The sequence below is a fragment of the Rahnella sp. ATs2 genome (assembly GCF_051851855.1).
Lineage (GTDB): Bacteria > Pseudomonadota > Gammaproteobacteria > Enterobacterales > Enterobacteriaceae > Rahnella > Rahnella variigena.
This window is the reverse complement of the sequence record NZ_JBLYPL010000059.1, coordinates 1-1,009: the sequence shown is the minus strand read 5'-3', so window position 1 is coordinate 1,009 and position 1,009 is coordinate 1. Positions and strand designations below refer to the sequence as shown.

1 pseudogene is annotated in these 1,009 nt (G+C 49.9%); it reads right to left on the bottom strand.

From position 1 onward, the window contains the following. Window positions 1-32: 32 nt before the first annotated feature. Window positions 33-1,009, bottom strand: a pseudogene (locus tag ACJY2G_RS25495) (IS3 family transposase); the annotation flags it as partial.

The window sequence follows — 1,009 nt, the reverse complement described above, 5'->3', positions numbered from 1 at the left end:
TGGACTGACCCCATAAAGTTGGACAGTTCATGTTAAGCGGCTTTCAGGGCCTGGGTTCGGTATTCTACCGGACTCAGGCCTTTTAATTTCAGGCTTATTCTTTCGTTGTTGTAGTAATGGATATACCCCTCTATCGCCTCCCTCAGTTCCCTGAGACTCCCGAACTGGCTCAGGTAAAAACACTCCGATTTCAGCGTACCGAAGAAGTTCTCCATTACAGCATTATCCAGGCAGTTTCCTTTACGCGACATACTTTGCGTTATGCCCTCTGCCTTTAATTTTGCCTGATAGGCTGCCATTCGATACTGCCAACCCTGATCCGAGTGCAACAACGGGGCATCTTCTGGACTGAGCTTTGCGAACGCATCACGCAGCATGGTATTCACCATTTCCATCACCGGTCTTTCCGACAGGCTGTATGAGATGATTTCCCGGTTAAAAAGATCGAGAACCGGTGACAGGTACAACTTTTTACCCTGTATCGAGAACTCTGTAACATCCGTAACCCACTTTTCGTTGGCTTTTGATGCACTGAAGTCCCGACTCAGGATGTTGGAGGCTGCCTTGCCCGCTTCCCCTTTCCAGGCGCGATATTTCTTCACCCTGATAAGCGACCGGAGCGACACCTCTGCCATCAGCCGCTGTACTGTTTTATGGTTCACCAGCAGCCCCTGCTTTCTCAGTGAGAGCGTGATCCTGCGGTAACCATAACGTCCTTTATGATGGTGGTATATCTCTCTGATTTTGTCTTTCAGTCCGGCATGCCTGTCCACTCGCTTCAGCGCGTTCATATTGTGATACCACGTACTGCGGGACATCCCCGCTGCACGCAGAAGGTCACTAAGCGCATAATTACGCCTTAGCTCACTGATTATTGCGGCTTTTTGCCGTTTTTCTCGCTTTGAACTAAGGCCTTTAGCTTTTTTAGGTAGGCATTCTCTGCACGCAGGTAACGGAGCTCAGCCCGCAGCTCTTCGGGAGATAACTTTTCCAGCGCCTCATCGGTAAG